Origin of the sequence: Nostoc sp. NMS8, from assembly GCF_017115045.1 — a bacterium.
Taxonomy (GTDB): Bacteria; Cyanobacteriota; Cyanobacteriia; order Cyanobacteriales; family Nostocaceae; genus Nostoc.
This window is the reverse complement of the sequence record NZ_JABXKK010000062.1, coordinates 178,069-204,856: the sequence shown is the minus strand read 5'-3', so window position 1 is coordinate 204,856 and position 26,788 is coordinate 178,069. Positions and strand designations below refer to the sequence as shown.

The window sequence follows — 26,788 nt, the reverse complement described above, 5'->3', positions numbered from 1 at the left end:
TCGGAGAGGGATTGAGGGTGAGGTAAACCAGGGACATAAACTGTATTTTATTTAATTCTTATTCCTAATTACGTAACCGCAGTATCTTAAACATCAGAGGTTGCATTAAAACACACGAGCTTTTTTCAGAATATTCACTGATTGCCTTAAAAACATTTATACTACAACATGAGAAAAAATGCGTTAAAAAATTGTACTCTCAATATCTAAAGTTAAGATTACGATTAATAGTAAGTATCTGCTAAAACTTACCCGCTTTACCTGAGTTTTTATACAGACATCCCTTTTGTTTGGAGTCTTTTATGAAAAATATATTACAAACCTCCATCTCTCAAGAACAGAATTCACCTCAAAGCTATAACATTTCGTCTTACAACAGGCTGCTTTCGGTCGTCAAGGATTTGGCTTGTGTGCGGACTATAGAGGAAATTATTGAGATTGTGCGTTTAGCAGCTCGCGATCTCACAAATGCGGATGGAGTCACTTTTGTACTGCGGGATGGTGAGTGTTGCCACTATGTCGATGAAAACGCCATTGGGCCGCTTTGGAAAGGTATGCGTTTTCCGCTCAAGTCTTGCATCTCCGGTTGGGCAATGCTTAATAAACAAGCAGCCGTAATTGAGGACATTTACCAAGATGCACGAATTCGTCTTGATGTATACCAAGTGACTTTTGTCAAGAGTTTAGTGATGGTTCCGATCAGGGTTTCCGAACCATTGGGTGCAATTGGAGCCTACTGGAGTACACAACACCTAGCCACACCCGAAGAAATCGGACTCCTTGAGATTTTGACAGATACTACAGCAGTTGCGATCGCTAACGTGCAACTTTTCCAGAAACTTACAAACCAAAACGCCCTAAAAGACAAATTTATTGCGATGCTGGCTCACGAGTTGAGGAATCCTGTTGCTCCTATTTCCAACGGCGTTCAGCTACTCAAGTTAAAGCTGGGTGAGACTGGTGCAGTCGGGGAAACAGTTTTAATGATGCAGCACCAGATTAAGCACCTCTCGAAATTGCTCGATGAGTTACTTGACGTATCGTCTATCACTTATGGGAAGATTTCATTAAACCTTGAGAAGGTTAATCTGGTGGAATTGGTTCGGCTGAGTCTCAATGACCATGCACAAGCAATCAAGAGATGGAATCTTAACGTAGTACATGACCTGCCAAACACGCCCGTGTGGGCTTATGTTGACTCCACTCGCTTTTTCCAAATCTTTGGGAACCTTCTTGATAACGCCTTAAAATTCTCAAAGCCAGATGGGACGATCTGGGTTGATTTCTCAGTTATTCCAGGTGAGAATGGCTCAGGTAGTGTGGCGGCCTTATCCGTAAGAGATATAGGCATAGGGATAGACCCGAGAATATTACCAAAACTTTTTGAGCCGTTTACCCAGGCCGATCACAGCTTAGACCGTTCAAGAGGTGGGCTAGGTTTGGGACTCTCGGTAGTAAAAAGTCTTGTGGAACTTCATGGTGGTAATGTTCAAGCCTCAAGTAGAGGGATTAATCTGGGAGCCGAATTTAAAGTCACTCTCCCTGTATGTGAAGAGATTACAGCCTTAGACAACGACATCGAGATTACAGAATCGGCTCAAAAATCGTTGAAGATTTTAGTCATCGAAGATAACGAGGATTCAGCCGTATCATTACAAGCAGTACTTGAGCATTTTGGGCATGAAGTTTCCATTGCCAACAATGGAATTTTAGGGGTAGAAACTGCTAGGAAGCTTGAGCCTGATGTGATTATTTGTGACATCGGACTGCCTGAAATGGATGGATTCGCCGTTGCACAGGAACTAAGTAAAGACTCCAAATTTAATCGCTCAATTCTGATTGCACTCACCGGCTACGGTGGCCAGGAGGATCGGCAACTTGCGCTTCAGGCTGGGTTCAAATCCCACTTGACCAAGCCTGTGGACTTTGAAATACTGACAGCAGAAATTGATCGATACTTTGATGGAGTATTATCAAGTTGACAAATTTTGCTACTTGTGGATTTTGACTGAGGAGTGTCAATTCATTAAATCATCTGTGGTAGACTCACCGGGATAAAAGCGATCGCTCAGAATTTCCTCAAAAAGATATAAACATTGCAGAGGAGAAGCCTGCTTCATACAAGTTTTGCATCAGGTTTTCCTCTGTTTGTCTGGTTTGTAGTGTTTGCATAGTGGGTTCAAAACCTGGTGAGGGACTTCCAACTAAAAAAATATTCTATCGCAGTGTAGGCAGGGGGCTACTAGCTGGGGGCAAGGGGAGAAAGAAAAATATTATCTGAGTCAATCGGATAATTTATTTTCGGGAAGTCCCTGAACCTTCCCAATACGGTTCGGTTAAGGTTTTTTGATGAAAATTCTAGATCGCAAAGACGCGATTTATCGCGTCTTTTGTCTTAACCGAAAAGTATTGTGAACCTTTCTTAATTTTAGGGTGCTTTAGCCTAAACGAAAGTCCTTTAATTATTCACACCTACCTATTTACACTAAAACTAGTGCGTGATTTACCCAAAGAGTAAGTCGAATGAGCTTTTACTTGCAGAAAACACCGAAATGAGTAAGTCAAATGAGCTTTTGAGTAAGTCGAATAAGCTTTTACTTGCGGAAAACACCAAAATGAGTAAGTCGAATAAGCTTTTGAGTAAGTCAAATAAGCTTTTACTTGCGGAAAACACCAAAATGAGTAAGTCGAATGAGCTTTTGAGTAAGTCAAATGCCATTTTGATAAAGTAATTAGGTATTTTAATAACTTAATTAAGTATTTTGATAAAGTAATTAGGTATTTTGATAAAGTAATCAGCAAATATACTTGAAGAAAAATTCATAATTTAGAAATCAGAATTCAGGAGCAAAGCCGGAAATGCTCTGCGGCTTTACCAGACGGCAGCAGACTCTTTTTAATATATTCCCAGCTTGGAGGCTGGGAACGAAGCGACATAACACTTTATACCAATTTAATGTGAAGTTGCAGATATCTTGATCCCCCTAAATCCCCCTTAAAAAGGGGGACTTTGATAGACGTTTTTCCGGTTCCCCCTTTTTAAGGGGAGCCAGCGCGGTCTTGGGGGTTTCCCCCATGAGCGACTGGCGTGAGCTAGGGGGGATTGAATTCTATGCAGCTTCATAAAGAATTGGTATTAGGCTTTTTTTAGTGGCATTCCATCAGCTACAAAGCCTTTTTAATTACGAATTCCGTTAGCGTAGCCCATTACGAATTACGAGTTAGAAAGTCACCACACTCCGAATTGATTCGCCTTTGTGCATCAATTCAAAAGCATCATTAATTTGCTCAATGGGCATTACATGGGTAATCAAATCATCAATATTGATCTTACCTTCCATATACCAATCAACGATTTTTGGCACATCTGTACGTCCCCTAGCACCACCGAATGCCGAACCTTTCCAAACGCGCCCAGTTACTAGTTGAAAAGGACGAGTACTGATTTCCTGTCCAGCACTAGCAACACCGATAATCACGCTGACACCCCAACCTTTGTGGCAGCATTCTAATGCTTGACGCATTAATTTGACATTACCAATACATTCAAAGCTGTAATCAGCACCGCCTTTTGTTAAATCAACTAGATAGGAAACTAAATCACCCTCTACTTCTTGAGGATTAACAAAGTGTGTCATGCCAAACTTTTCCGCCAAGGCGCGTTTGTTGGGATTAATATCTACTCCGACAATCATATTTGCCCCTACCATCCGCGCCCCTTGGATGACATTTAAACCTATACCACCCAAACCGAAAACCACGACATTTGCTCCAGGTTCCACCTTGGCAGTATTGATGACTGCACCAATACCAGTAGTCACACCGCAACCAATGTAACAAACCTTATCAAATGGGGCATCTTCGCGAATTTTTGCCAAAGCGATTTCCGGCAACACCGTATAGTTAGCAAAAGTGGATGTACCCATGTAGTGATGAATCATCTGCCCATCCACACTAAAGCGACTGGTGCCATCAGGCATCACACCGCGTCCTTGAGTTAAGCGAATGGCTTGACAGAGATTAGTTTTGAAACTCAAACAATATTCGCACTGGCGACATTCGGGAGTGTAGAGAGGAATCACATGATCTCCTGGTTTGAGACTGCTGACACCAGCGCCTACCTCCACTACCACACCAGCACCTTCATGTCCCAAAATAGCCGGAAACAAACCTTCTGGATCGTCACCAGATAAGGTAAAAGCGTCGGTGTGACAAACCCCGCTTGCTTTCACTTCAACTAACACTTCGCCAGCTTTTGGCCCCGATAGTTGAACGGTTTCAATCGTTAACGGCTTACCTGCGCTGTAAGCTACTGCTGCTTTAACTTTCAATTTCAGCGCTCCTTTATCGTTTTTTTATTGGGGATTGGGCATTGGGGATTGGGCATTGGTTATTCTCTTTGTCCCAGTCCCCAATCCCCAGTACCCAGTTCCCTCATAAATATTAAACACATGATAAACTTTTGTATTACTTCATTGAATTTACTCAGCACGATCGCCGCTATAACGATAAATATTATTACCTTTGTTAAAATATCATTCTCTAGCTAGATTGGTTAAAGGCGGCAACAGCTGTTTTGACAACGATGTAAACTGGATGTCAGCAGCAAACCCCAAATAATTTGTCCACCCCTCAATTAATATATTTTATTACAGCTTATGAACCCTGCCCTAACTCAAATTGGCGCTCAAATGTCCAACCTGACTGGCGTCAGAGCAATCATGAAGGATATTATCGAAACATTACGAGCGGGTGCAGGGAAGCAGTTTATTAATTTGAGTGCTGGTAATCCGTTGATTTTGCCAGAGGTAGAGCAATTATGGCGGGATTGTACTGCACAACTTCTTGCTAGTCCAGAATATGGTGAGGTAGTTTGCCGCTACGGCTCAAGTCAGGGTTATGCACCATTGATTGAAGCGATCGCTAACGATTTTAACAAACGCTACGGGTTAAACTTGAGCGATCGCAATATCCTGATCACACCCGGTAGTCAAACCCTCTACTTCTACGCTGCTAATACCTTCGGTGGCTACACCCCCAGCGGCGAGTTAAAACAAATCGTTTTGCCCCTCAGCCCTGACTACACAGGTTACGGCGGTATCTGCTTAGTTCCAAAAGCCTTAACTGCCTACAAACCAACTCTCGATATTGATGCAGCTGCCCACCGATTTAAATATCGCCCCGACTTCAGCAAACTTACGATTACACAAAATACTGGTTGTGTACTTTTCTCTCGCCCCTGTAATCCTACTGGTAACGTCCTCACCGATGATGAGGTGAAAAAGATTGCCGCGCTGGCTGCGCCTTACAATTTACCCGTGTTAATTGACTCCGCTTATGCGCCTCCCTTCCCCGCATTGAACTTTACCGAAATGACACCAGTGTTTGGCGATAACATTCTCCACTGCCTGAGTTTATCCAAAGCCGGATTACCAGGGGAAAGAATTGGTATAGCGATTGGGGATGAAAAGTGGATTGAAGTGCTGGAGTGTTTTCAGGCAAATATGAGTCTCCATTCTTCACGTTACGGCCAAGCGATCGCAGCTTATGCAATCAATTCTGGCCGCTTAGTGGAAATTTCTCATACTGTCATCCGTCCCTTTTACCAAAATAAATTTACCGTTTTAGAAACCAGCTTAGAAGAAGCGATGCCCAAGGATTTACCTTGGTTCCTCCATCGCGGTGAAGGAGCAATTTTTGCTTGGTTGTGGTTACAAGATTTACCCATCACTGATTGGGAATTTTACCAACAATTAAAGCAAGTAGGTGTGATTATTGTCCCTGGAAGTACTTTCTTCCCCGGTTTAGAGGAAGAGTGGGCGCACAAGCACCAATGCTTCCGCATCAGCCTCACCGGCAGCGATGAGGAGATTGCTACTGCTATGCAACGTTTAGCAAAAGTAGCTGAAGAAGCTTATAAGCGTGCGGCTGTGACTGCCTAGTACCGCAAGGCGGAATTAAAAATTAAAAATTAAAAGTTAAAAATGAATACAGCATCAGCGTTTCATTGATTTGGAATGAGTGCTTTATTTCCGCCATGTTGTACTAGTAGGAAAAATCGAAATGAAACACGAAGAAGCTAATAAAGAGATTGGAGGCAGAGAAGCAAAAGGGCAGAGAAGCAAAAGGGCAGAGAAGCAGAGGGGTAAGAGAGTAGGAGGAAATTCAAAAATCCCCAGTAGTCCCCAATCCCCATTACCCCTTATCTCCAGAGAGAGCCCCACCTTCGCCAATCCCCAGTCCCCAGTCCCCAATCTCGATAATTGGCTAGAAATTGGTAAGATTGTTTCCCCTCAAGGATTGTCGGGAGAATTACGGGTTTATCCTGTATCAGACTTTCCCGAAAGATTTGAGGTACCGGGAAAACGTTGGTTGTTGCGTTCAGGTGACACAGAACCGCAACCAATCGAATTATTAACAGGACGTTATATCAGTAACAAAAACTTGTATGTAATCAAATTAGCTGGTGTGGAAAATTGCGATCAGGCGGAGGCGTTGCGTGGTTGTACGTTAATGGTGCCAGCTAGCGATCGCCCCCAATTAGGCGAAGATGAATATCATGTCCTCGATTTGATTGGCTTGGAAGTTTTCATGCAGGTATCTGGCGAACTCGTTGGTACGGTGGTAGACATCATCCCTGTCGGCAATGATTTGTTAGAAGTAAAGTTGCATGAATCATTGGCTGGCGACAAAAAGCAAAAGACTGTTTTGATTCCATTTGTGGAAGCGATCGCACCAATAGTAGACTTGAAATCTAATCGTATTGAAATCACGCCACCGCCTGGGTTATTGGAAATTAATAATTAGGTCATTCCGTGATCTGCCTCCATAGCCTCTGAGGACCCACCAGGCGACAGATTGATTTGTATTTACTTACGGAAAAATTTGGAACACTTTTTGTTTATATGGGTTTGTAATCTGTCTTTTCTAATACCTTGCTTACAATAAGGACACGAAACATGATTATTTGGCTGATTAAATTTAGTAGAAACAATTTGCTTCTTGTTGGTAATTGCATTTACGCGACTATTTTTTACTACACACTTATTTTTGATGTGTTCTTCTAATCGGTCGCTTCTAACATTATGTTTACAATATCGACATGTAACACGGTCATATGGAGATGGAACACGAAGGCTGAAAAAATTCATCATGGGTAGATGGCCGTCATCTGGAAAACAAGTACCATTGCTTACTGATGAATCCATCAAAAACCTTTTGGAATGGAGTGTCGATAATGACATTAGCAACGACTCCACAAACAAAGCCTTTAATAGACGAAGAATTACGTAAGATAAATGCCTACTGGCGTGCAGCTAACTATCTTTCGGTTGGGCAGATATATCTACTCGACAATCCGCTACTCAGAGAACCCCTAAAGCTGGAACACGTCAAACCTAGACTTTTAGGGCACTGGGGCACAACGCCAGGGCTGAACTTTATCTATGTTCACCTGAATCGGGTCATCAAAAAATATGACCTCAACATAATATATATTGCTGGCCCTGGTCATGGAGGCCCTGGACTGGTAGCCAACACCTACCTAGAAGGAACTTACACTGAGTATTATCACAACATCTCCCAAGATGCTGAAGGAATTCAGAAACTCTTTAAACAGTTCTCTTTCCCCGGTGGTATTCCCAGTCACGTAGCACCGGAAACTCCTGGCTCAATCCATGAAGGCGGGGAATTAGGTTATGCCCTCGTCCACGCTTATGGTGCTGCCTTTGATAACCCTGACTTAATTGTTGCTGCTGTTGTGGGTGACGGTGAAGCCGAAACAGGTGCTTTAGCAACTAGCTGGCATTCCAACAAGTTTCTTAACCCTGTACGTGATGGTGCTGTATTGCCGATTCTGCACCTAAATGGGTATAAAATTGCTAACCCAACTATACTGTCACGGATTAGCCATGATGAGTTGGAGAGTTTATTTGTGGGTTACGGCTACAAACCATACTTTGTAGAAGGTGACGATCCCGCAGATGTCCACCAGCAGATGGCGGCGACTCTAGAAACAGCGATCGCCGAAATTCAAAGCATCCAAAGAGAAGCCCGCGTACATGGTTTCACTGAACGTCCTCAATGGCCGATGATTGTCATGAGAACCCCCAAAGGTTGGACAGGGTCTAAGGAAGTGGATGGCAAAAAAACCGAAGGTTCTTGGCGATCGCACCAAGTTCCCCTGACCAACATAGCGAAACAGCCAGAACACCTGAAACTCTTAGAAGATTGGATGAAGAGTTACAAACCAGAAGAACTCTTTGACGCTAACGGTAAGCTGATTCCTGAACTAGCAGAACTAGCCCCCAAAAAGCATCGACGCATGGGTGACAATCCCCACGCTAACGGCGGTATTTTGCTGTATGACCTGAAGATGCCGGACTTTCGAGACTATGCTGTAGATGTCGCTGAACCAGGGAAAGTGATCGCAGAAGCTACCAAAGTCACCGGCAAATTCCTGCGGGATATCATGCGACTTAACCAAGAAAGTCGCAATTTCCGTATCTTCGCCCCTGACGAATTAGCATCGAATCGTTTAGATCCTGTACTGGAAGTTACTGACAGAGTTTCCGTAGCCGAGATTTACCCCGAAGATGACCACCTTTCCCCCGACGGTCGGGTGATGGAAGTTCTCGCTGAAACTTCTTGCCAAGGATGGTTAGAAGGCTACCTTCTCACAGGTCGCCACGGATTTTTCACTTGTTACGAGGCATTCATCCACATCATTGATTCCATGTTCAACCAACACGCCAAATGGTTGAAAACCACCAGACATATTCCCTGGCGTAGACCGATCGCTTCCCTCAATTACCTACTCACCTCTCACGTTTGGCGACAAGACCATAATGGCTTCTCTCACCAAGACCCCGGTTTTATCGACCATGTACTTAACAAAAAAGCCGAGATCGTTCGCGTTTATTTGCCGCCCGATGCCAACACTCTGCTGTCGGTAACTGACCATTGTCTAAAAAGCCGCAACTATGTTAACGTCATCATTGCTGGAAAACAGCCAGCATTGCAATATCTCAACATAGATGCAGCCATCAAGCACTGCACCAAAGGCATCGGCATTTGGGAATGGGCAAGCAACGACGAAGGCGGCGATCCAGATGTAGTGCTAGCTTGTGCTGGGGATGTTCCCACCTTAGAAACTTTGGCGACCGTAGACATCTTGCGTCAGCATTTCGCAGATTTAAAAGTGCGGGTAGTGAACGTAGTCGATTTGATGACACTCCAGCCAAAAAGCGAACATCCCCACGGTTTGAGTGAAAAAGATTTTGACACAATTTTCACCACCGACAAACCTGTTATCTTTGCCTTTCATGGCTATCCCTGGCTAATTCATCGCCTAACCTATCGCCACACTAATCATCAAAACATCCATGTGCGTGGCTACAAAGAAGAGGGAACTACCACCACTCCCTTTGATATGGTTGTTCTCAACGATTTAGATCGCTTCCATTTAGTAATTGATGTAATCGATCGCGTTCCCAAACTAGGATCTAGGGCAGCTTATGTGAAACAGCAGATGCAGGATAAGCTGATTGAACACAAGCATTACATTCAGAAGTACGGCGATGATGTGCCGGAAATCCGCGATTGGAAGTGGCCTTATTAAAAGGAGATGAGGGGAAAGAAGCAGAGGGGAAACTATTCTCCCTGCTTCTCCCTTTTTTATAACTTATACCAATTTAATGTGAAGTTGCAGATATCTTGATCCCCCTAAATCCACCTTAAAAAGGGGGACTTTGATAGACGTTTTTCCGGTTTCCCCCTTTTTAAGGGGGGCTAGGGGGGATCGAATTCTATGCAGCTTCATAAAGAATTGGTATTACGCAGAAGAGATTCTTTAACTCACTTAAAAAGTGGGTCTTATTGATAATAAGATAGTATTTAGGCGAAACTAGAGATGGTGACAAAAAAAGTCAAACCACGCTCCGATGATTAAAAATGAAATCATCACACGAAAGAGAACAGTTAATTAAAGATATTAACGTACTGCTAACTCAAGCTTATGACAGTACTTTAGATGAAATTCACGCACTCTTGAAAAGAATCGATGATGTCGACGATGACGAAGACTTAAAAGCCATTAAAGTAAAGAAGCTAGAGAAGATATACGCATTAATGGTACTGTGTCTTGGGATGAAATTCAAAACGAAATAAGAAATGACATAAACAAAGATGTTGCCTGAGAAGTCCTGAAATTGTAATTATTTTGTTTAGCATTACACATCTGCAATTAACCTGGCTTTTCTCAAGAAAAATTGCAGTACCGTTTCTTCACGAGAAATAATATCTACTCTACCTTCCATTCCCAACTGAATGGGACACAGATTTTTACTTTTACCTAAAAACAGACTTTCCGGCTCAATAGTCACCTGATAAAAAGCACCTGAAACAGCCTCTTTCGGAATGCTATTGGCATAAGAAGGAGATCCATTTGTATTGTTTGGGGAAGTCATGGTATCTGGAGAAATCGCCTCGACCTTACCTTTGAGAGTGCCATAATCTGGGTAGGGACAAGCACTAACCCGCATTTGAACTTGTTGACCAATTTTGAGCTTACTTTTATCTTCAGATGCCACTACTGCCTTGACAATCTGCTTGGCATGACTGGGGACAATCTGCAAGACTTCTTCGCCAGGACGCACAGTTTGACCGGGGTTACGCAAGATTATCTTAGAAATAATACCATCAGCAGTAGCAGTGATAGTGGTGTGATTAAGTTCATTTTCCACTTGCTGTAGTTCTCTAGTATCACGCTCTAACTGTTTTTCTACTTCCATCCGTTGCTTGCTCATTCCTTGCCATTCTTTTTCTAAAGCAGCTTTGTTACTTTCACCTGCGTATTTTTCTCGGGCTATCTGCTCAGTAGCAATTTCTACTTCTGCATGACTGGGATTTAAGGCTGCTTCTGCACGTTGCTTTTTAGCGATCGCAGCAGATACAGCTTGTTCTTGCTGTTTTGTAGCTAACTGTGCTTCTTCTAATTTATCCCTAGACAATGCTTGGGCTACACTCTCATATCGCTTTTGCTTTAACTTCGCTGCATTCAAAGCTGCCCTAGCAGAATGGAGATTAGCTTGAGCTTCTTGGAATTCAGCCATAGCAGTAATTTTTTTATCCTGATATTGGCGCTGGCTAGCGCTTAATGCAGCCGAGGCTGCATTAATAATCCGCTTAATTTTATCGGTTTCGGCTCTAATTTGATTGTCAAGGCTTTGAATTTGAGCCTTGATTCGCTCTCGTCGCAACTTCGCTTCCTCAATAGTAGTTTGCAGTTGGCTTTTTTTCGTTTGTAAGCGGGAGTCGTCAATAATGGCGATCGCATCTCCGGCTTTGACAACTTGATTTTCTTTGACATAAATCTGCATAACTTGGCCTTCAGTTGCCGCTTGCACAATCTGCAATTCCCCAGATAGACGGACAGATGCTTGCCCTTTCACTGTCACCTTATATTTGGCAACTGTGGCGACGGGAATCGCTAGTCCTAAAGCGCAGAGAACAAAGAGTCCACCAAAGGTAATCCAACGACTAATCGGTGGGAGAAATTCATCTGTTTGAATTGGTTGTAAAAAGTCTGTGTTGTGAACGTTAACCATAGTTAGACACTTCAAAATTTAAAAACAGGTGAAGATATTAGCCAATACAGTTCATTTCAGCCCAAAATCCTCATGTAGAGACGCGATCTATCGCGTCTGAAATACTCAAAATTACATCATCCAAAAAGTCTAAATGCTCTCCATTAACTTGTCGCAAATCTTCTACTGTCCCTTGAATTTTTAACCGCCCTTGTTCTAAAAAAATAATCCAATTTGCACGCTGGATCACTCTAGGACGATGACTAATGAAAATAGTAGTTTTACCCTGGCGATACTCTAAAAGCCTATCTAGTATTTCTGCTTCACTCACTGGATCGAGGGCGCTGGTAGACTCATCTAAAATTAAAATAGGTGGGTTAGTAACTATGGCTCTCGCTATAGCTAATCTTTGCTTTTGTCCACCAGAAAGATTAGCCCCAAATTCTCCTAAGACAGTTTGGTATTTATCAGGTAGTTCCCTGATAAATTCGTCAGCACCAGTAATTTGACAGGCAATAATAATATCTCTAAAACTAAGGTTAGGATAACTAAATTGGAAATTATCCAGAATAGAGCGACTCCAAAAATGGGCTTCTTGTGGTATTAAAATTGCTTGTTGACGCAAACATTCCAAAGATATATCTTGCTGGTTATAAAAACCATAGCGAATATTGCCTGATTGAATTGTATATAAACCAGGAATCAATTTTGCTAGGGTACTTTTACCACAGCCAGATTTACCAATTAGAGCAATTGCTTTTCCCCCAGGAATAGTTATGGAAAAATCTTGTATTAAATCAACTCTCCCTGTGTGGTGAAAATTAATTTCTGTGCAGGTAATATCTGCATTAGCAGAAATTTCTGCCCACTGCTTTTTAAGATCATTTTCATCTTCTGGGGTAGCATCAATAACTTCTGTCAGACGTTGAATAACTATTTGGGAAGTGATAAACTCATCGATTAAATCGATGGCAGAACTCAAAAAGCCGAGAAAATTGCTACTCATGCCGTTATAGGCAATCAATTGTCCAATTGTCAAAGTTCGATTAATTACTAAATAGCTACCAATCCAGAGAATACCAATATTAATAAATGTTGAAAGAACACTAGTAATAGTGCTGCTGTAAAGTCCTAGCTGCATGGTACTCCAGCCCAAGTTAGCCAGACGACCAAAATTTCCTTGATATTCTTCCCAGGCTTGGGGTGTAGCTTGGGTAGTTTTTAAGACTTGTACTCCCCGAAATGTTTCTACCAAAAAGCCTTGGTTTTCTGTACCAGAAACAATCATATTGCGAGTTTTCTGTCGCAGTGCTGGCAAGAAAAGCAAGTTAATAGCCGTAATCATGAGAAATGCAACTATAGAAACTAGAGTTAACTCCCAAGTGTAAAAAAGCATAAAGCCCAAAGAGACTACAGCAATAAAAAATTGACTGGGTAATCCGAGAACAATTTGAGAAACTAAGTTATTGATAGCGTGAACGTCTGCAATGCGGCTGACTACCTCCCCACTGCGTCGCCCTTCAAAATAAGATAGGGGTAAATGCAAGAGTTTGCGCCCGTATTCTAGAATTAGTCCTAATTGCAACCTTTGACCGAAATAGCCGATGAGGTGCGATTGTACTAAACCAATGGCACTTTTAATTAAATTCAGGGTGATTACGCCAATAGCAACAGTGGTTAATAATTGAGTATCTCCCCGGATTAGGACATCATCGGTGAGTAGTTGCATCATGAAGGGAGATGCAAGGGAAAGTAGACCGATCGCAATGTTGAGGGAAATTGCTTGGGCTAAAATAAACCGATAGGGATAAACCCGTTGCAGGTAACGTCCAAAACCGACAATTTTATCTGATTCCTGTTGATAAAAGCGGCTTTCATCGGGAAGGAGTAGCAGCATCACGCCATTACTCCAACCTGTTATTAACTCCTGGTGAGTCAGGTAACGAATACCAACGCCAGGATCGCCAATTACATATTTTTTGCCTTTTTGCCCGTATAATACTACCCAGTGGTAGCCTTTCCAGTGAATAATCGCAGGTAGAGGAGCTTGATCTAATTGGTTGATGAGTTGAGGAGTGGCTTTAACTTGCCGGCTATGGAATCCCAAGGCTTCTGCACCCCGCCTTAATCCCAATAGCGTAGTTCCTCTCGCCCCAGTACCAACAGCTTCACGCACTCGGTTGAGGGTAAATGTGCGTCCGTAATGTTGAGAAATTGTGGCTAAAGTGGCGGCACCACAGTCTTCTTCACTGTGTTGAAGGACAATTTTGTATTTCATTTCTAAGGGTAATCTTTGGAGAGAAAATTACAGTCAAGTCAAATGACTTGACTGTATTGAATTAGGATTTATGCAGAAAGATGATTCATTGAGGGTGGCTAAAAGGGCTTTTTCCACATAACGTCAAAAGTCAGATTAGCGTATCGAATAGCTATATTCTCTGTCGTTATCACGGCGATCGCGATCCCAGTCATGATGACCGCAGTGACGATGGTGATGATGGTGATGGTGATGACCATGATGACCGCCAGAAATTATTTCAGCAGATTGGGCGTCAAGTTCTTCAACCAAACCAAAATCTTGTAAGATGCTTTGGTTATTTAACAGGGATTTTTCGACTGTGATGACCATTTGATTTTCTCCTAAAAGTTGGTGTTTAGGAAATACGCTCGATATTTATCAGCGATAGCCGCCGACAGGTTAGGTGTTGCTGATAGATAATATGTAAATCTCACCTACACGGCGTTTGCTCTTAATGTCATAGAAGACTAACAGTTCCCACACAGTAGTCATTCTTGCAGAGAAGACATCAAGGCAAAAAACAAAAGTTATCTCTATTCAGAGTAATAGGAGTTAACTTTTTAGTGCCAGGATTTATTTCAAGAGGATATGATTAACTTCCCCTATTATTAGTATATGAGAAAAACAATATTTATCAATGCAAATTCTACAAATTTTATGTTTTTTTTGCTTTTCACGGAATCTTAAAAACCCCTCTATAAGCATCTTATCAACCCCTTATTGTAGGGTAGAGAAGAGGAGATATTTGGAAATCTCCCTTGCTATAGTTAGGGGTTTAGATCATGCGTTGATTGATTTTTTCACATAATTAAGTAGACGCAATTAAATATAAGATATCTTTGCGAGTGGAATCAAGTGAAGGGTGGCAATCTCAGTCTTTGCGATTGCAACTCTTAGAGACGCTCCGCGAACACTTCGTACCCTGGCGAAGGCTTATGCCAACGCAATGACGAATTATCTTATATTTATTTAGACCCACCTACTTAATGTGAAAATTCAGATTAGCATACCCGATAGATGTTGATGTCATAGGGATTGCCAGGAGTTTTGCCATTGTCTTTAAATTCATATATTTTACCATCACGCAAATTATATGATTTCCATCTTTGGTACCCACCCCGCATATCAGCATCAAATTGAATGATTCCTCCATTGTAGGTAGTATATACCGATTCTTGGTTTGGTTCCATTTTGAATAACTTACCATCTAATTTATGCTTAATGTAATATCCTGTGTTGTTTCTAATCGTAAACACTTCGTAACCACCAGAAATGATTTCCGCAGATTGCGCGTCAATTTCTTCAACCAAACCAAAATTTTGTAAGATGTTTTGGTTGTTTAACTGGGCTGTTTCTACTGTGAAGACCATGTGATTTTCTCCTAAAAGTTGGTGTTTAGGAAATACGCTCGATATTTATCACCGATAACCGCCGATAGGTTAGGTGTTGTTGATAGATAATATGTAAATCTCACCTATACGGGGTTTACCCTTAATGTCATAGAAGACTAGCAGTTCCCAAGCAGTAGTCGTTCTTGCAGAGAAGACATTAAGGCAAAACAAAAGTTATCTCTATTCAGAACAATAGAATTTAACTTTTTAGTGTCAGGATTTATTTCGAGAGGATGAGATAAACTCCCATGTCCTTAATATATGATGAAAAGAATATCTGTCAATCCGAATTCTACAAATTTTATTTTTTCTTTTGCTTTTCACGGAATCTGAAAGACCCCTCTATAAACATCTCACCTACCCAAGAGAAACGCATCTAATTTTTTTGACAAAATACAACTTATGTGGATAGAGAAAATGTAAGTATTAGTAGGTTTATATCAATGTAATAGATGTATGCAAAGAAGGTTTGATAGTAAATTCGTTTATGGACTTCCAAATAAAAAAATAAGTAAGCGTACAGAATTAATTACAGTCATTGCGAACGCGAGTGCGTCTCGAAGAGAAGCAATCCCTGTCCTTGCGATTGCTTCACTCCACCTCGTTGCATACCCTGCGGGAAGGCTTACGCCAACGCAATGACATAGTTATAAATTTTCTCACCCACCTACTTAGATTCTCGTTCCCTAAAAGAGGTATTGCAGATTATCCTTCTTTAATAGCTTTTGCGAGAATAAAAACTTACACAAATGCTTTTGCATAAGTTTTTAACTTTGCAGTGAGAAGTACTTTAAGTTACTTAACGCATCAGAAGCTACCCACTTTCACGGTTAGCGCTAGGATAGCTATGTATTTTATTAAAGTATAAATATGGCTCAAACTTTTTACGTAAATCCAGCATCAGGAAGCGATACTAACGTCGGTAGTCAACAAGCCCCCTTCAAAACCATTACCCAAGCCCTCAAAGTAGCAACTGTTGATACTAAGATTCAGCTGGCAGATGGTAATTACAATGCTGCTAGCGGTGAAGTGTTTCCGCTAACGGTTCCGTCTGGTGTGACAGTGGTGGGGAATGAAACCAACAAAGGTAATGGTATTTTGATTGAAGGAAGTGGTAACTACCTGAGCCGTACTTTTGCTGGTCAGAATGTCACATTTGTGTTGCTGGACAAAGCCGAACTGCGGGGAGTGACTGTAACAAATTTGGCTAGCCGTGGTAGTGGCGTCTGGATTGAATCAACTGCCCCGACTGTTGCTAATAGCACCTTTATCAATAATAAGCGGGAGGGAGTATTTGCTACAGGCGATGCTAATCCAGTTGTTCTAGGTAATGTGTTCAGTGATAATGCAGCTAATGGAATTGCGATCGCTAAAAATTCTAAAGGTCAAATTGAAAATAATACCTACTCGAAAACGGGTTTTGGCATTGCCATTAGTGATACTGCATCACCTATCCTTCGAGATAACAGAATTTATGAAAACCGTTCTGGGATTGTCATCTCTGGTAGCGCTCGTCCCGTATTACGTAATAATGTCAGTGAAAATAACACTGATGATGGTATCACAGTAATTGGAACTGCTCTACCGGATATCGGCAGTAACAATAATCCAGGGGGTAATACTCTACGCAATAACGGTAAATTTGATTTGCAAAATGCTAGTTCTAACAAGCTGGTTTCTCTAGGAAATAAAATAGATGCATCTAAAGTCACCGGAAACATAGAGTTTGCAGATAGTCCGGTTCCAACGCCAACGCCAACGCCTACAACTCCAACAACACCAACGCCTACAACGCCAACTCCAACCCCAACAACTCCAACCCCAACCCCAACAACTCCAACCCCAACAACTCCAACCCCAACAACTCCAACCCCGACAACTCCAACCCCGACAACTCCAACTCCAACAACTCCAACCCCAACCCCAACAACTCCAACTCCAACGCCTACAATCGAATTAACTGATATTGCGAATCATTGGGCAGGTGGGTTTATTCGGGAATTAGTCAAATTGGGGATAATTAATGGTTTTCCCGATCGCACATTTAAGCCCGATGCAACGATGACACGCGCACAATACGCGGCATTATTGGTAAAAGCTTTCAATCCATCGCCAAATCGTGCAGCAAGCAAATTCAAAGATGTACCAGCAGACTTCTGGGCATCCAAGGTAATTCAGCAGGCATATCAAGGTTTATTTCTCTCTGGTTTTCCCGATAATACCTTTGGCCCAAACAAAAACATCCAGCGCGTGCAAGTGATTGTCTCCCTGGTGAATGGATTGGGGCTATCTAGCGATGGTACGGCAACTATCAAAGTTTTCGATGACCAAGCCAAAATTCCTGAATATGCCAAGGATGAGGTAGTAAAAGCTATAGACAAGGAAATTATCGTCAATTACCCAAACCTGAAACAACTTAATCCTACCCGCGATGCTACGCGTGGTGAAGTAGCGGCGATCGTGTATCAAGCTTTGGTGGATGCTGGGCGTGTAGCAGCGATCAACTCATCGTATATAGTAACTGCTTGAACTCGGTATTGGGGACTGGGGACTGGGGATTGGGGATTGGGACAAAACAAAAAGGTGCGGAGGAGAAAAACTTACTGCAACTTCTCCCCTGCTCCCCTGCTTTTTCACAGCTTCATCCCTTCTCTTATAAAGGATAAGGAAGAGGAAAAGAGCAATCGCTAACAATATTTGCTGCTTTTAATGGTGTTTTTACTTGCCCCACTTTCCTGGAAACCCGGATTAAAGCAGGTTTTATTAATTTTGAATTAGTATTATTACCATCTTCCAGTAATAGAATTGATCGCGAAGGCTTTGTAAAGTCTATCAAAAGATAGAAGCTCTAGTAGCAGATTTTACCTGTAGAGAAAAAAATCTGTATTCAAAGTAAGCTTGTAGCATATAAAACGCTAAGATTTTTATGACTTCCCGGATTCGCTTTTTAATGTGCCCTCCTGACCACTACGATGTGGACTATGTGATTAATCCTTGGATGGAAGGGAATATTCACAAGTCATCGCGCGATCGCGCCGTGGAACAGTGGCAGGGACTACATCAAATCCTCAAACAACACGCCATTGTAGATTTAGTACCACCTGAAAAAGGCTGGCCTGATTTGGTTTTTACTGCCAACGCTGGCTTAGTTCTGGGCGATAATGTCGTTCTCAGTCGCTTTTTGCACAAAGAACGTCAGGGCGAGGAGCCTTTCTTCAAACAATGGTTTGAGGCAAATGGTTATACAGTCAATGAACTTCCCAAAGATTTACCCTTTGAGGGAGCAGGAGACGCACTGCTAGATCGGGAAGGACGCTGGTTATGGGCGGGATACGGTTTCCGCTCAGAATTAGATTCTCACCCTTATCTAGCTAAATGGCTAGATATTGAGGTGCTATCCCTGCGATTAATAGATGAACGTTTCTATCATCTGGATACCTGCTTTTGTCCCCTAACAAACGGCTATTTGCTGTACTATCCCGGTGCTTTTGATTCTTACTCCAACCGCTTAATTGAAATGCGAGTCGCGCCAGAAAAGCGAATCGCCATTGCTGAAGCCGATGCAGTCAACTTCGCTTGTAATACGGTGAATGTGGATAGCATCGTCATTATGAACAAGGCGAGTGATGCTTTGAAAACCCGCCTTGCAGATGCAGGTTTCCAAGTTCTGGAAACTCCACTGACGGAATTTCTCAAAGCTGGTGGTGCGGCTAAATGCTTAACTCTGCGGGTTACAGAACCAGTTAGAGATGAAATTCATGCCAATGTCTCGGTAGAAAGCCGCGTTATTCGCATGGAAGGGCATTTGCTAGATGCTGGCTTAATCAACCGCGCTTTGGATTTGATTATAGATGCCGGGGGAAGTTTCCAAGTCTTAAATTTCAACTTGGGAGAACAACGGCAAAGTACCTCAGCCGCAGAGGTGAAGGTATCAGCACCATCTCATGAGGTGATGGAAGAAATCATCTCAATGTTGATTGATTTGGGTGCAGTAAATTTACCCCATGATGAGCGAGATGCTATCTTGGAGCCGGTAATCCAAGATGGTGTTGCGCCTGATGATTTCTACGTCAGTACCATTTATCCCACGGAAGTACGCATTAGTGGTCAGTGGGTGAAGGTAGAAAATCAACGAATGGATGGCGCGATCGCCATTACTCAATCTCCCACAGGTTTAGTTGCTCGGTGTAAAATACTACGTGATTTAAAAGTTGGCGAACAGGTAATTGTAGACGTTTTAGGTATCCGCACCATCCGCAAAACTGAATCGCGCGAAGTCCGCAGCACTCAAGAATTCAGCTTTATGTCGGCGGGAGTTTCCAGCGAGCGGCGCGTGGAATTAGTCGTTGAGCAAGTGGCTTGGGAATTGCGTAAAATCCGCGATGCTGGTGGTAAAGTAGTTGTCACGGCTGGCCCGGTGGTGATTCACACTGGTGGCGGCGAACACCTGGCGCAACTAGTTCGGGAAGGATATGTGCAAGCGTTGTTGGGTGGAAATGCGATCGCAGTTCACGACATCGAACAAAATATCATGGGCACTTCTTTAGGTGTGGACATGAAGCGGGGTGTCGCCGTTCGTGGTGGACACCGCCATCACCTGAAGGTAATTAATAGTATCCGCCGTTATGGCAGCATTCCGAAAGCTGTGGAGGCGGGAGCAATTAAAAGTGGCGTGATGTATGAATGTGTCCACAATAATATACCTTTTGTGCTTGCGGGATCGATTCGGGATGACGGGCCTTTACCTGATACCGTAATGGATTTGATTCAAGCACAGGAGGAATATGCCAAACATTTAGAAGGTGCAGAGATGATTTTGATGTTGTCATCGATGCTGCACTCCATTGGCGTGGGGAATATGACCCCGGCGGGTGTGAAGATGGTGTGTGTAGATATTAATCCAGCTGTGGTAACTAAGTTAAGCGATCGCGGTTCTGTAGAATCGGTGGGTGTGGTGACAGATGTGGGTTTATTCCTCAGTCTGCTAATTCAGCAGTTGGATAAGTTGACAAGTCCTTATGTGAATAAGGTAGGTTAAAAGAACGAACCGCAGAGGACGCAGAGAAAGGGAGATGACAAGAGTAGCTTTTAGTGAAGAGTTGCAGGTTAATTGGGTCAGTTTGATTGCTGATTTCTTGTTGATAGGAATGGTTTTTGGCCCGCCTATCGCTCCCTTTTTGGCTGCGTCTGGAGTGTCTTTGCTTCCTGGAATTGCGGACATCATTTATTTCATGGGTAATCATGTCTGTCCGCAACCAGATATGGGGTTAGATTTAGCACCACCGTTTATTATGGCTGTGTGTATGCGCTGCTACGGCACTGTCACGGGTTTGCTGATTACTCGTCTGCTGTATGGCATAACTGGTAGTAAGGGATTTTACTGGTTGAGTCAGTATGGCTGGAGTGGTGTGGCGATCGCAAGTGTGCTGATGATGTCTTATCCTTTGGAATTGGCAGCACAAGTTTTTGGTTTGTGGAATTTTAATAATTATCTAGTTACGCCTTTTGGGTTAATTACGGGTTTGGCATGGGGATTGTTTACTATGCCAATCTTGCATGGGTGGCAGGGTGCTAAGGGACTTCCAAATAAAAAAGTATCCAATTAACTCTTGTGGGGTGGGCGTCTCGGCCGCCTTATGGACTAGGTTATCGTGTCGCCCACCCCACAATATTGGATAATTTATTTCTTAGAGTTCCCTTAACCAATATTGATTTGCGGATGGGCATCTTGTCCATCCCGATAGACTAAGGTAGGTGTAGCTATGGTTTTAGCCTGGTAAACGTTTTTGACACCAACCCAGTTACTAGCAATTGGCATTCGCCAACCTGTTCCAAAGGCGCGATCGGTGATTTTTAAGCCGGGGGGTGCTTGTCGCCGTTTAAATTCAGCCCGCGCTACCATTTGGATTACTCTATCTACAATCACCGCATCGTGACCGGCTGCGACAATTTGCGCTGCTGATTGGTGGTTGTGAATCAGGCGTTGCAAAATATCGTCCAAAACTTCGTAAGGCGGTAGAGAATCTTGATCCACTTGGCCTGGTTTGAGTTCGGCGCTGGGTGGTTTAGTTAAGACGTTTTGCGGGATGATTTCATTATTGCGATTTAACCATTGGCAAAGTGAATACACACGGGTTTTCGGAACATCTGCAATCACCGCTAACCCGCCATTCATATCGCCGTAAAGGGTACAGTAACCAACCGCCATTTCTGATTTGTTACCGGTAGATAAAAGCAGATAACCAAATTTATTAGCGATCGCCATTAATAAATTACCGCGAATCCGCGATTGGATATTCTCTTCAGCCAGTCCAAACTCCGTACCCGCAAACAATTCACCTAATGTTTGATCGAAGCCTTGCATTAACTCGCCAATTGGTAAAAGATTAGTTTTAATCCCCAAGTTTTCGGCTAATGCCACAGCATCACTGATGGAATGCTCCGAACTATAAGGGGAAGGCATGAGAACACCGAGGACATTTTCTTTACCAAGTGCAGCCGTGGCGATCGCAGCTACTATTGCAGAGTCAATCCCCCCACTTAAACCCAACACTACTTTAGAAAAGCGACACTTACGAGCGTAATCTCGCACTCCTAAAACCAATGCTTGCCAAATTTCTTCATCTTCCGATTCATATATCGGTGCTACAGAACCCAACTGCAAATCACGTTGTGCTTCGTCAAATTCCACGACTAATAAATCAGTCTCAAAACCACGGGCGCGAGATATAACTTCACCTTGACGATTCAAAGCAAAACTTCGCCCATCAAAAATTAGGTCATCATTTCCGCCAACCTGATTAGCATAAATCATTGGTTGTTGAAAACGTATTGCACTATGCTTGAGCATAGTTTCACGAAACTGCTGCTTGCCAGCCGTGTAAGGCGAAGCAGACAAATTTACAATCAAATCTACACCTAAAATAGCTAAGTCAGCAATCGGATTTACTGCATAACTACGTTTGCCCCAAAATTCCTCGTCGTTCCATAAATCTTCGCAAATAGTTACGCCAATATCGATATTATCTAAAGTGAAATAATTAGCTTGCAAGCCTGGTTCAAAATAGCGACGTTCATCAAATACATCGTAAGTAGGCAAAAGTCGCTTATGAAAAACTTGCTTAACCTTGTCATTTTCTAACAAAGCCATGCTATTAAATAAACTTTTACCGCCAGTAATAGACGCTTCGAGGTTCTGTTCAATAGTTCCTACCAACACAGCTAAATTTGGTGGTAAATCCTGAGCCAAGTTTTGTAAAGTAATGCCCATCGCTTCCACAAAACTAGGATTTAGTAATAAATCTCTTGGTGGATAGCCGCACAAAGAAAGTTCTGGTGTCAACAACAAACGCGCACCGCTAGATGCTGCTCGTTGTGCCGCCTCCAGGATTTTTTGGGCATTTAAAAGTAAATCACCGATAGTAGGATTAATTTGAGCGATCGCTATTTTCATATTATTTGTTATTAGTCATTGGTCATTTGTCATTTGTCAAGAGTCAAAAGAAGTTACTCAGGACTTTGCAATACGGTTCGGTTAACGTTTTAATATTTTGAAGATCCCCCCAACCCCCCTTAAAAATGGGGTTTATAACCCTCTTTTACCCCCTTAAGAAGGGGGTCGCCGCAGGCGGGGGGATCTTAACCGAAGGGTATTGCAGGATTTTGGACTCAGCAAACTGATTTGCTAAATAAACACTAAAGGTTTATCTTTTAAGGGGGCAAAAGCTTCAGCGTCAAACTTGTACAAGCTAGCTGGACGGCCAGCACCCCGCGATACCTTAATTCCGGTATCGCATAAAAAACCTAACTTGAGTAGACGTGCCCGAAAATTAGAATAATCGGAAAAATTGTCACCTAAAACTGTGGCGTATAACTGATATAAATCATTCAAGGTGAACATTTCTGGCAAGACTTCAAAAGCCACCGGGCTATACTCTAATTTATTTCGCAACCGCCTATGTCCATAGGCCAGAATTTCATTATGGTCAAAAGCTAGTTGCGGCACTTGTTTGACTGGATACCAAGCTATACCAGTCATGCGATCGGCAATTAATTCGGCTTCTTCAAATCGCACTAGGGCAAAATAACTAACTGATAGATAACGCACACCATAACTATCAGTTGCTTCCCGTGGATCGCGATTCGGCCCGCCAAATGTATACAGTTGTTCTAAGTAGAGATTATTGACCTTAATTTTCTCTGCCATAATGCGATAGGCGGCATCTTCTAAAGACTCTCCGGGACGTACCAAAGTACCGGGAAGACTCCAATGATTTAAAAATGGTTCTTGCTGTCGCATTACTAGGAGAACTAACAGCCGATTTTGTACAGTATCTACAGAAAAAATTACATTATCAACACCAACCTTGAAATCGGCCAAAGGTTGTTGGTTTAACGGAGTTGGTATCTTTTTTTGTGAACGTCCTGGCATTCGTACAAATGCTCTCGATTAATATAGGCAACTACAGGGGCTATGAGGGCTTGAGAATCTCCATGTTCGCGGTACGCTGTTGAGGAAACATCTAGACCGGTCAGACTAGCGATCGCAATTTTCCCTCCCAGCTTTTGCACTACCTCTGAACTAGATTCATCTATTGCATATCCGGGTCGCGGTACAATCAGTAGTTGCACTTCCTGTAACAAATCTTCAATGCGATACCAACGTGGTAGCTGACTCAGTAAATCTGAACCAATGATCATTGTTAATTCAGCATCCTCACCCCAAATAACCTTTGCTTTTTCTACTGTTTCCAGTGTTCTAAAGCTACTCAATTCTTGTTCTAAAGCAATATTGTGGCGTGGTGCGTCTATATCCGCAATTAACAATCGTAACATTGCCGCCCGATGTTCCAAAGGTGTTTGATGGGACTTAAATGGATTATCCGCGGCCCAAACCGCTACCCAATCATAACCCTCAGACAACCAACTCAGAATTTTTTGATGTCCAGCAGTTGGTGGATCGGCACTAGTACCAAACAAAGCAACTCTCATCATCTTACTTTGCGTCCTTGGCGGTTCGTTTCTTAGTTTCTTCAGTTAACACCCGTAACCCCTCAGAAATCTCCACTTCTACAGCTACAGGATGATCCAAGCGCCGTGTTTGTTGTGGCAAACTGGCAACTGAGGCGGCGGTACGTTGACGAATTGTTGCCAACGACTCCAACGGCTGCACTCGTTCACCTTCTTGCACTACCAACTGCAACAAAGGTTCTTCGTCCAGAAAACTTTCACCTAAGAGTCCCAACCTGTCTGCTTTTACCTTACCTCCTGTAAATGAGCGAAAAATCTGCTTGCGTCCCGGATAAGTAACCTTACCACTAGACTGCTTCATCACTGGGATGCCATCAATGTCTACAAGTTTATAGACTCCATTTACAGGCGAACCTGTAACTAGTCGCGTTCCCAGTCCATAACCATCAATTTGCGCCCCAGCAGCTTTTAATCTGGCAATTTCCCACTCATCCAAGTCGCCACTAGCAAAAATTGGCACACCGGGAAGGAGCGATCGCACCTGTTTTGATAAGGTAACTAAATCTCCTGAGTCCAATCGCACTCCTGTTAATTGCATTTCCCCAGAATTTACTTTTTCGGCCAAGCGCCCGGCAGCAGCAATGGTATCGTAAGTATCAATCAGCAATGGCGCACCCGGAAAATATCGATGAAATGCACTAAAGGCTTGTTCTTCAGTGCCTTCTATTGCTGACAACGCCATCACCAGGGCGTGTGCCATCGTACCACTTGGCTTTTCTCCCAGTTGTAGCGCTGCTAACACATTGGAAGTGGAATCTAACCCACCCGCCAACGCCGCCCGCGCCGCCCACAAAGACCCTTGGGGACTAAATGCTCGTCTTGTGCCAAATTCTAAAAGTGTTGCTGATTCCCCCGCAATATCCCGCAGCCGCGCTGCTCTTGTGGCAATCAAAGTCTGGTAATTAATCGTATTTAAAAGGTAAGTTTCTACTAGTTGGGCTTGCCACAGGGGTGCTTCCACCCGCAACAGTGGTTGATTGGCAAACACAGCTGTCCCTTCTGGTACTGCCCAAACGTCACCCGTAAATTTTCCCTCAGCTAAAAGTGACCAAAAGCGATCGCCTGCGTGAGCAAAAATTCCCGTTGCCTGTAATGCCGCAATTTGCGCGGAACTAAAGCGGATTTTGGCTAAATATTCCAATGCCTGTGTTAGCCCCATTGCAATTAAATAACCAAAACCCTCTGGCAATCGTCTGACAGACAATTCAAAGCTTGCCCGTCGTTGTTCTATACCTTCACCTGTGTAACAAGCTGCCATCGTTAACTGGTAAAGGTCGGTCAGCAAGCTGTAGTCATCCGCAGAGAGGTTTAATTCCTGGTTCTGCTGGCTTTGCTGTTTATGTACATAATTCAAATCTGGCAAAGTTGTCATGCAAGAGCTTCCTTACAAGATGCTTCTTTCATTTATGGTAATATTTACCATAAATAATGTCAACTCCCAGCAAGTATATTTTCTCAGATCGCTGTCAAAAGGCAGATTCATAGTCAAATTAATACTAACTTTATCAAATATTTAATATTTTTTAATAGTAATAGCTAGCAATAATGTTAATCGGAACGGGCGGCTAATGAAAAAAACAAGATTCTGTCAGAGAAAGTTTGTTTGCCAGCCTCTTTCCTCGACTAGGGTTGAAGAAATAACTATGTTACAATTAGAATCGAAGATAAAAGTTTGGCTTTTTAAGAAGCTAAAGTATTGCGAACTTATCTAAATAAACATTGCATAAATTCTCAATATATTGAGAATTAGAGCCAGCTTTAAATATTAGCATTACAGTATAGGCATCACCATTGAAGTGACTCGAAAAGAGGAGTCAAATATTATGGCTATTTCCAAAATCATTGCTAACATAACTCAGTATATTTCTGAAGCTGCGATGCGGATTTTTGGCCCTACGGATGATGCCTATCCTGTTATTGGGATACAACCTTTTACAGGTGAGCCTTACGATAAGCGTAAAGATGATAATTAGTAGGTGCTGATACAGCATTTAAAAAATAGTTATGAACAAAAAGATCCCTGACTTCTTAAAGAAGTCGGGGATATTTTTATCTTGGTGGAGAGCCAATCAAATAGCAATTCTATAGTTCAATACGCTTGGCTTTGTGAAAAATGTCGGTTGTGTGAAGCAAAGCGCAACGGCTTAGAGTGCTGAGTGCTGAGTAAGATCAGTACTCAGCACTATGGTAAAAGCTCCACCTGCAAATGGCGAGACTTCTGAGATTTTTAACTGGAACTTGAGCATCAAAGGTACTGAAGAACCGAAGATATAAGTAACTTTGTGGTAATATTTCCAGCTATATTAAGGAATTTTAATGTAGGGTGTGTTGTCGCCAAGCGCTCCATCGTCAACAATCTCAGGTGCGTTAGCCTACGGCATAACACACCCTACAGCTAATTTATATTTCTTCATAATATACATTAAATTTTTCTCATCGGCTTACTTAGATACTATGTAGGTTTTTGGTTCTTGTTAATGACC

General features: G+C 42.6%; 18 protein-coding genes. 9 read left to right on the top strand and 9 right to left on the bottom strand.

Annotated elements, in window-relative coordinates:
- Window positions 1-302 precede the first annotated feature (302 nt).
- On the top strand, window positions 303-1,982 hold the full coding sequence (locus tag HWQ39_RS11525; protein WP_292844333.1) for an ATP-binding protein: 1,680 nt from the start codon (window positions 303-305) through the stop codon (window positions 1,980-1,982).
- Window positions 1,983-3,221: 1,239 nt separating this feature from the next.
- Here HWQ39_RS11525 and HWQ39_RS11520 read toward each other — a convergent pair.
- Complete coding sequence (locus HWQ39_RS11520) at window positions 3,222-4,331, bottom strand: S-(hydroxymethyl)glutathione dehydrogenase/class III alcohol dehydrogenase (RefSeq protein ID WP_292844330.1); 1,110 nt, start codon at window positions 4,329-4,331, stop codon at window positions 3,222-3,224.
- A 327-nt stretch (window positions 4,332-4,658) separates the two neighbouring features.
- Here HWQ39_RS11520 and HWQ39_RS11515 point away from each other — a divergent pair, with 327 nt between their 5' ends.
- The 4 genes from HWQ39_RS11515 (at window position 4,659) to HWQ39_RS11500 (ending at window position 10,167) form a co-directional block, all read left to right on the top strand.
- Window positions 4,659-5,942: a valine--pyruvate transaminase gene (locus HWQ39_RS11515; protein WP_292844326.1), complete on the top strand. Its 1,284-nt coding sequence runs from the start codon at window positions 4,659-4,661 to the stop codon at window positions 5,940-5,942.
- 121 nt (window positions 5,943-6,063) lie between these two features.
- Window positions 6,064-6,807, top strand: coding sequence for a ribosome maturation factor RimM (rimM, locus tag HWQ39_RS11510; RefSeq protein ID WP_292844323.1), 744 nt, complete (start codon window positions 6,064-6,066; stop codon window positions 6,805-6,807).
- Between the two features lie 430 nt (window positions 6,808-7,237).
- Window positions 7,238-9,619 (top strand): phosphoketolase, encoded by a 2,382-nt coding sequence (locus HWQ39_RS11505; protein ID WP_292844320.1) that lies wholly within the window; start codon window positions 7,238-7,240, stop codon window positions 9,617-9,619.
- Window positions 9,620-9,951: 332 nt separating this feature from the next.
- On the top strand, window positions 9,952-10,167 hold the full coding sequence (locus HWQ39_RS11500) for a hypothetical protein (RefSeq protein ID WP_366932259.1): 216 nt from the start codon (window positions 9,952-9,954) through the stop codon (window positions 10,165-10,167).
- A gap of 62 nt (window positions 10,168-10,229) precedes the next feature.
- On the opposite strand, the gene HWQ39_RS11495 is transcribed toward HWQ39_RS11500, so the two are convergent.
- From HWQ39_RS11495 to HWQ39_RS11480, 4 genes are all read right to left on the bottom strand, one after another.
- Window positions 10,230-11,606 carry an HlyD family efflux transporter periplasmic adaptor subunit gene (locus tag HWQ39_RS11495; protein ID WP_292844317.1) on the bottom strand — a complete coding sequence of 459 codons (1,377 nt, stop codon included), beginning with the start codon at window positions 11,604-11,606 and terminating at the stop codon, window positions 10,230-10,232.
- Between the two features lie 70 nt (window positions 11,607-11,676).
- Entirely contained in the window at window positions 11,677-13,863 is a 2,187-nt protein-coding gene (locus tag HWQ39_RS11490) for a peptidase domain-containing ABC transporter (RefSeq protein WP_292844314.1), read from the bottom strand.
- Between the two features lie 135 nt (window positions 13,864-13,998).
- Window positions 13,999-14,214: a hypothetical protein gene (locus HWQ39_RS11485; RefSeq protein ID WP_292844312.1), complete on the bottom strand. Its 216-nt coding sequence runs from the start codon at window positions 14,212-14,214 to the stop codon at window positions 13,999-14,001.
- 671 nt (window positions 14,215-14,885) lie between these two features.
- Window positions 14,886-15,254 (bottom strand): hypothetical protein, encoded by a 369-nt coding sequence (locus tag HWQ39_RS11480; protein ID WP_292844310.1) that lies wholly within the window; start codon window positions 15,252-15,254, stop codon window positions 14,886-14,888.
- A gap of 891 nt (window positions 15,255-16,145) precedes the next feature.
- Between HWQ39_RS11480 and HWQ39_RS11475 the strand changes: the two genes are divergently transcribed.
- The 3 genes from HWQ39_RS11475 (at window position 16,146) to HWQ39_RS11465 (ending at window position 20,881) form a co-directional block, all read left to right on the top strand.
- Window positions 16,146-17,804, top strand: coding sequence for a DUF1565 domain-containing protein (locus HWQ39_RS11475; RefSeq protein WP_292844307.1), 1,659 nt, complete (start codon window positions 16,146-16,148; stop codon window positions 17,802-17,804).
- Between the two features lie 397 nt (window positions 17,805-18,201).
- Window positions 18,202-20,313, top strand: a complete 2,112-nt coding sequence (locus HWQ39_RS11470) for a TIGR00300 family protein (protein ID WP_292844304.1) — start codon at window positions 18,202-18,204, stop codon at window positions 20,311-20,313.
- 34 nt (window positions 20,314-20,347) lie between these two features.
- Window positions 20,348-20,881 (top strand): DUF2085 domain-containing protein, encoded by a 534-nt coding sequence (locus HWQ39_RS11465; RefSeq protein WP_292844301.1) that lies wholly within the window; start codon window positions 20,348-20,350, stop codon window positions 20,879-20,881.
- 92 nt (window positions 20,882-20,973) lie between these two features.
- Here HWQ39_RS11465 and HWQ39_RS11460 read toward each other — a convergent pair whose 3' ends face one another.
- From HWQ39_RS11460 to HWQ39_RS11445, 4 genes are all read right to left on the bottom strand, one after another.
- Entirely contained in the window at window positions 20,974-22,728 is a 1,755-nt protein-coding gene (locus tag HWQ39_RS11460) for an NAD+ synthase (RefSeq protein WP_292844298.1), read from the bottom strand.
- Between the two features lie 231 nt (window positions 22,729-22,959).
- On the bottom strand, window positions 22,960-23,706 hold the full coding sequence (locus tag HWQ39_RS11455) for an NUDIX domain-containing protein (protein WP_012411955.1): 747 nt from the start codon (window positions 23,704-23,706) through the stop codon (window positions 22,960-22,962).
- Window positions 23,667-24,266 (bottom strand): nicotinate-nucleotide adenylyltransferase, encoded by a 600-nt coding sequence (locus HWQ39_RS11450; RefSeq protein WP_292844428.1) that lies wholly within the window; start codon window positions 24,264-24,266, stop codon window positions 23,667-23,669. The genes HWQ39_RS11455 and HWQ39_RS11450 overlap by 40 nt, the downstream gene beginning before the upstream one ends.
- Window positions 24,267-24,270: 4 nt before the next feature.
- Complete coding sequence (locus HWQ39_RS11445) at window positions 24,271-25,677, bottom strand: nicotinate phosphoribosyltransferase (RefSeq protein WP_292844295.1); 1,407 nt, start codon at window positions 25,675-25,677, stop codon at window positions 24,271-24,273.
- Window positions 25,678-26,128: 451 nt separating this feature from the next.
- On the opposite strand from HWQ39_RS11445, the gene HWQ39_RS11440 reads away from it, so the two are divergent.
- A complete protein-coding gene (locus tag HWQ39_RS11440) occupies window positions 26,129-26,278 on the top strand; it encodes a nicotinate phosphoribosyltransferase (protein ID WP_292844292.1) in 150 nt (49 codons plus the stop codon).
- Window positions 26,279-26,788: the final 510 nt, after the last annotated feature.

Coding starts and splice junctions, on each gene's coding strand:
- HWQ39_RS11525 (WP_292844333.1), top strand. CDS start 303: ATGAAAAATATATTACAAACCTCCATCTCTCAAGAACAGAATTCACCT.
- HWQ39_RS11515 (WP_292844326.1), top strand. CDS start 4,659: ATGAACCCTGCCCTAACTCAAATTGGCGCTCAAATGTCCAACCTGACT.
- rimM (WP_292844323.1), top strand. CDS start 6,064: ATGAAACACGAAGAAGCTAATAAAGAGATTGGAGGCAGAGAAGCAAAA.
- HWQ39_RS11505 (WP_292844320.1), top strand. CDS start 7,238: ATGACATTAGCAACGACTCCACAAACAAAGCCTTTAATAGACGAAGAA.
- HWQ39_RS11500 (WP_366932259.1), top strand. CDS start 9,952: ATGAAATCATCACACGAAAGAGAACAGTTAATTAAAGATATTAACGTA.
- HWQ39_RS11495 (WP_292844317.1), bottom strand. CDS start 11,606: ATGGTTAACGTTCACAACACAGACTTTTTACAACCAATTCAAACAGAT.
- HWQ39_RS11490 (WP_292844314.1), bottom strand. CDS start 13,863: ATGAAATACAAAATTGTCCTTCAACACAGTGAAGAAGACTGTGGTGCC.
- HWQ39_RS11485 (WP_292844312.1), bottom strand. CDS start 14,214: ATGGTCATCACAGTCGAAAAATCCCTGTTAAATAACCAAAGCATCTTA.
- HWQ39_RS11480 (WP_292844310.1), bottom strand. CDS start 15,254: ATGGTCTTCACAGTAGAAACAGCCCAGTTAAACAACCAAAACATCTTA.
- HWQ39_RS11475 (WP_292844307.1), top strand. CDS start 16,146: ATGGCTCAAACTTTTTACGTAAATCCAGCATCAGGAAGCGATACTAAC.
- HWQ39_RS11470 (WP_292844304.1), top strand. CDS start 18,202: ATGACTTCCCGGATTCGCTTTTTAATGTGCCCTCCTGACCACTACGAT.
- HWQ39_RS11465 (WP_292844301.1), top strand. CDS start 20,348: ATGACAAGAGTAGCTTTTAGTGAAGAGTTGCAGGTTAATTGGGTCAGT.
- HWQ39_RS11460 (WP_292844298.1), bottom strand. CDS start 22,728: ATGAAAATAGCGATCGCTCAAATTAATCCTACTATCGGTGATTTACTT.
- HWQ39_RS11455 (WP_012411955.1), bottom strand. CDS start 23,706: ATGCCAGGACGTTCACAAAAAAAGATACCAACTCCGTTAAACCAACAA.
- HWQ39_RS11450 (WP_292844428.1), bottom strand. CDS start 24,266: ATGAGAGTTGCTTTGTTTGGTACTAGTGCCGATCCACCAACTGCTGGA.
- HWQ39_RS11445 (WP_292844295.1), bottom strand. CDS start 25,677: ATGACAACTTTGCCAGATTTGAATTATGTACATAAACAGCAAAGCCAG.
- HWQ39_RS11440 (WP_292844292.1), top strand. CDS start 26,129: ATGGCTATTTCCAAAATCATTGCTAACATAACTCAGTATATTTCTGAA.